The following is a 5,785-nucleotide window of genomic DNA, read 5'->3' on the forward strand; positions in this document are numbered from 1 at the left end:
AACACCGCCGGAATCGACACCGGCGCGCCCATCGGCTGGGTCAGGGCCGCCCGATTGCCCCACCCGTCCAGCCGGACGTGCTCAGCGGAATCGAGCACGTCCATCGACGACAACCGGCGCTGCGGATCCGCAGTCATCGCCACCAACACCCGCTCGAACCGCTCGATCAGGGTGCGGATGGTCTCCGCGTCGAACACGTCGGTGCGGAACTCGACCGTCCCGCCGATTCCGACGGGTTCACCGGTCTCGCTCCAGCGGTCGGCCAGGTTGAACGTCAGATCCATGCGGGCGGTGTGGGTGTCCACCGGCAGCGGGGTGACCTGCAGGTCGCCCAGCGCCAACCCGGCGGCGTCGGTGTCCTGCCAGGCGAAGTTCTGCCAGGCCAGCATCACCTGCACGAGCGGGTGATGGGTCAGGCTCCGCGTCGGCCTGAGCCGCTCCACCAGCAACTCGAAAGGCACGTCCTGATGCTCGTAGGCGGCCAGGCTGCGCCGGCGCACCTGGGCCAGCAGCTCGGCGACGCTGGGGTCACCGGCCAGGTCGACCCGCAGCACCAGGGTGTTGACGAAAAAGCCCACCAGCTCGTCCAGCGCCGCGTCGCCGCGCCCGGCGATCGGGAATCCCACCGCCACCTCGCTGCTGGCGCTCAGCCCCGACAGCAGCGCCGCGAGAGCGGCTTGCAGCACCATGAAGCTGGTCGCGTTGTGCTCGCGGGCCACCCGGGCGACCCGCTGCTGCAGCTCGGCCGGCCAGTCCACCGTCAGCGTGGCGCCGCGGTAGTCGGCGACGGGCGGGTAGGGCCGATCGGTGGGCAGCTGCAGATGCTCGGGCATGCCGGCCAGCGCATCCTCCCAGTAGGCCAGCTGCTCGGCGATGCGACTGTCCTCATCATCGAGATCGCCGAGCTGCGCACGCTGCCACAGGGTGTAGTCGACGTACTGAACGGCGAGCGGCTCCCAGTCGGGGGCCTGCCCCGCGCATCGGCTGACGTAGGCCGCTCCCAGGTCGTTGACCAACGGGGTGATCGACCATCCGTCGGCGGCGATGTGGTGCACGACGGAGACGTACACGTAGTCGTCGTCGGCCAGGCGGAAAAGCCTCGCCCGCAGGGGGATCTCGGTTGCCAGATCGAACGCGTGACTCACCACGGTGTCGATCGCCTCGGCCAGTTGGCTTTCCGGCCAACCGGTGGCATCCACGACGGTCCAGCCGAAGTCGGCACGCTCGGCGGGCACCACCAGCTGCCGCGGGATCCCCTCGATCGCCGGGAACAGCGTGCGCAGGCTCTCCTGGCGGGCCACCACGTCGGCCAGCGCCGCGCCCAGCGCATCGGCATTCAGGCGCCCGCGAAGCCGCAACGCCACCGGCAGATTGTACGTCGGTGAGGGACCCTGGAACTGGTCGATGAACCACAACCGGTTCTGGGCGAACGACAACGGCACCACCGCGGGGCGTTCGACCGCCGTCAGCGGCTCGCGCCCACCCCCGTCGCGGCCGATGCGGGGAGCCAGCTGGGCGATCGTGGGTGCCTCGAACAAGGCGCGCACCACCAGGCCGGCGTCCAGCGCGGTGTTGACCGCGGCGACCAGACGCATCGCCGACAGCGAATCCCCGCCCAGCTCGAAGAACGAGTCGTCCACCCCGACCAGCCGGGGCGGCTCCACCCCGAGCACCTGGGCGAAGATGCCGGTCAGGATCTCCTCGGTGAGGGTGGTCGGGGCGCGGTAGCTCGCCGTGTCCTGGTACTCCGGTGTCGGCAGCGCCCGTCTGTCGAGTTTGCCGCCGACCGTCAACGGCAGCGCGTCCAACGCCACGACGGCGGCCGGAACCATGTAGGGGGGTAGCCGCTCGGCCAGCGTCGCGCGCAACGCGGCCGGGTCCGCGGTCCCGGTGACGTACCCCACCAGGCGCTTGTCCCCGGGGCGGTCCTCGCGCGCGATGACAGCCGCCTGCTGCACCCCGTCCAGCGCCGCCAGTACGGCCTGGACCTCCCCGGGCTCGATGCGATAGCCGCGGATCTTGACCTGCTCGTCGGCGCGCCCGAGATACTGCAGTTGGTTGTCGGGGCGCCACCGCACCAGGTCACCGGTGCGATACATGCGTGTCCCGGGCCTACCGAACGGCGAGGCCACAAACCGCGATGCGGTCAAACCGGCCCGGCCCAGATACCCGACGCCCACACCACGGCCGGCCACGTACAACTCGCCCACCACACCCGGGGGCACCGGCCGCATCGACTCGTCGAGGACGAACAGCGCCGTCGTGGGCACCGGCGCGCCGATCGGCGCCACACCCGCCTGCTCCTCCTGTTTGAGAGGCGCGCTCATCGACGCGTACACCGTGGCCTCGGTGGGCCCGTAGGCGTTGATCACCACCCGCCCGGGCGCCCACCGGTCCACCACCTCGGCCGGGCAGGCCTCGCCGCCGAGCAGCAACGCCATCGACTCCAGCCCGTCCGGGGCGAGTGCGGTCACCGCCGACGGGGTTTGGGTCAGTACGTTGACCTGTTCGCGGACCAGCAGGTCGTGGAAATCGTCCGGAGAGCCGACAACACGGTCGGGCACCACCACCAGCCGTCCCCCGCCCAGCAGCGCGGCCCAGATTTCCCACACCGAGAAGTCGAACGCGTACGAGTGGCACTGCGTCCACACCTGCGGCGCGGGCAGGTCCGCGGGCGTCGACTCCGGTAGGTGGGCCAGGTTGTGGTGGGCGATCGCCACGCCCTTGGGAGTTCCGGTGGTGCCCGAGGTGTAGATGAGGTAGGCGATGTCGTCGGGGTGCGGCGACGGCAGCGCCGTGCTGGGATGGCGCGCGACGGCCGGATCGTCGACGTCGATGAGCGCCAGTTCGCGCCCATCCAGCCGATCCGCCAGCCCCACAGAGGTGACTACGGCCATCGGGGCGGCGTCCCCGAGCAGGAAATCGACCCTCGCGTCCGGCAGTGCCGGGTCGACGGCCAGGTACGCCGCGCCGGTTTTGAGCACGGCCAGCATGGCCACGACGGCCTGAGCCGAGCGCTCCAACAGCAACGCCACCCGCGCACCGGGGCCCACGTCGTACCCGATCAGCAAGTGCGCCAACCGGTTTGCCGTTTCGTCGAGTTCCCGGTAGGTCAGCGAGGCATCCCCGTCGGTGACCGCCACCGCATCCGGGACGCGAGCCACCTGCGCGGCGAACAACTCCGGTACCGACGCCGCGACCGGCCCGGGCCGGGTCAGCAGCGCGCGGTTGCCCACGTCGTCCAGCCGGGCGCGCTCGGCTTCATCGAGCACATCGATCGACGACAGCCGTCGCCGCGGGTCTGTGGTCATGGCCGCCAGCACCCGCCTGAACCGCTCGAGCAGAGTCTCGATGGTGGCCGCGTCGAAGACGTCGGTGCGGAATTCGACTCCTCCCCAGATGCCGGCGGGCTCCCCGGCCTCGTTCCAGCGTTCGGCCAGCGAGAACGACAGATCCATGCGGGCGGTCGAGGTGTCCAAGGGCAGCGGGGTGACCTGCAGGTCGCCCAGCGCCAAGCCGACAGCGGGTTCATCGGAGCCGGTGGCCTGCCAGTTCTGCCAGCCCAGCATCACCTGCACAAGCGGGTGATGGGTCAGGCTCCGCGTCGGGTTGAGCCGATCCACCAGCACCTCGAAGGGCACGTCCTGATGTTCGTAGGCGGCCAGGCTGCGTCCACGCACCTGGGCCAGCAGATCGGCGACACTGGGGTCACCGGCCAGGTCGACGCGCAGCACCAGGGTATTGACGAAAAAGCCCACCAGCTCGTCCAGCGCCGCGTCGCCGCGCCCGGCGATCGGGAATCCCACCGCCACCTCGCTGCTGGCGCTGATCTTCGACAGCAGCAGCGCCAGGGCGGCCTGCATCACCATGAAGGTGGTCGCGTTGTGCTCGCGGGCCACCCGGGCGACCTGCTGTTGCAGCTCGGCCGGCCAGTCGATCAGGACGCTGGCGCCGCGGTAGTCGGCGACAGGCGGGTAGGGCCGATCGGTGGGCAGCTGCAGGTGCTCGGGCATGCCGGCCAGGGCTTGCTCCCAGTAGGCCAGCTGCTCGGCGATGCGGCTGTCCTCGTCGCCGAGGTCTCCCAGCTGCGCACGCTGCCAGAGCGTGTAGTCGACGTACTGAACGGCCAGCGGCTCCCAGTCGGGGGGCTTCCCCGCGGATCGGCTCGCGTAGGCCACCCCGAGGTCATTGACCAGCGGGGTGATCGAGGACCCGTCGGCGGCGATGTGGTGCACCACGGACACCAGCACATGCTGGTCGTCGGCGACTCGGAAAAGCCTTGCCCGCAGGGGGATCTCGGTTGCCAGGTCGAACGGGTGACTCGCCACGGTGTCGATCGCCTCGGCCAGTTGGCTTTCCAGCCATCCGGTGGCATCCACGACGGTCCAGCCGAAGTCGGCACGCTCGGCGGGCACCACCAGCTGGCGCGGCACGCCCTCGTGCGCAGCGAACAAGGTGCGCAGGGTCTCCTGGCGGGCCACGACGTCGGCCAGCGCCGCGCCCAGGGCGTCGGCATCCAGCTGCCCGTCCAGCCGCAGCGCCACCGCCATGTTGTAGATCGGCGAGGGGCCCTGGAACTGGTCGATGAACCACAACCTGCTCTGGGCGAACGACAACGGCACCACCGCGGGGCGTTCCACCGCTGTCAGCGGCTCCAGCCGGCCCTCGTCCCCGCCGATGCGGGGCGCCAGCTGGGCGATCGTGGGCGCCTCGAACAAGGTGCCCACCGAAAGACCGGCATCCAGGGCGGCGTTGACCGCGGCGATCAGGCGCATCGCCGACAGCGAGTCCCCGCCCAGCTCGAAGAACGAGTCGTCGACCCCGACGAGCCGGGGCGGCTCCACACCCAGCACTTTGGCATAGATGCCGGCCAGGATCTCCTCGACCGCAGTGGACGGCGCGCGGTAGTGATCACCGTCTTGGTACTCGGGTGCGGGCAGCGCGCGGGTGTCGATTTTGCCGTTGACCGTCAGCGGCACCGCATCGATGACCACCACCGCCGACGGCACCATGTACGAGGGCAACCGCTCAGCCAACGCGGCACGCGCCGAAGCCGGGTCCGCGGTGCCGGTCACATACCCCACCAGGCGCTTGTCACCCGGGCGGTCCTCGCGGGCGATCACGACCGCTTGGCCGACACCGTCCAGCGCGGCCAACGCCGCCTGCACCTCACCCAGCTCGATGCGGTACCCGCGGATCTTGACCTGCTCGTCAGCGCGCCCCACATACCGCAGCTCACCGTCCGCACCCCACCACACCAGGTCCCCGGTGCGATACATCCGCGCCCCCGGCTCCCCGAACGGACACGCCACAAACCGCGTCGCACTCAGACCGGCCCGGCCCACATACCCGGCGGCCACCCCCGCCCCGGCCACATACAGCTCCCCCACCACACCGACCGGCACCTGCCGCAACCAGGCGTCGAGCACGAAGAAGCCGAGATGGGCCAGCGGCACCCCGATCGGGCTCGCCGTGCTCTCCACGTCGGCAGCCAGGATCTCCCGGAACGAGGCGTGCACCGTCGTCTCGGTGGTCCCGTACATGTTGATCAGCCGCGGCAAGCCCGGGTGGCTCCCCAGCCACGGCGACAGCCGCTGGGGTTCCAGCGCCTCGCCGCCGAACACCACGGCCTCGAGTTCGAGCTGCCGGCCTTGCCCGGCTCGCGCCGCATCGGCGGCCTGCAGCGCATAAAAGGCCGACGGGGTCTGGCTCAACATGGTGACCCGCTCCGCGGCCAGCACCGCGTGCAGATCCTCCGGCGAGCGCACCACCGCGTCGGGCACCA

At 70.8% G+C, this 5,785-nt stretch carries 1 protein-coding gene; it reads right to left on the reverse strand.

The genetic code is table 11. The features are described 5' to 3' along the window. The coding region (locus tag ACOJVU_RS13470; RefSeq protein WP_421530227.1) for an amino acid adenylation domain-containing protein at positions 1-5,785 on the reverse strand (5,785 nt) is incomplete at both ends.

The organism is Mycobacterium sp. THU-M104 (assembly GCF_049197365.1).
Taxonomy (GTDB): Bacteria; Actinomycetota; Actinomycetes; order Mycobacteriales; family Mycobacteriaceae; genus Mycobacterium.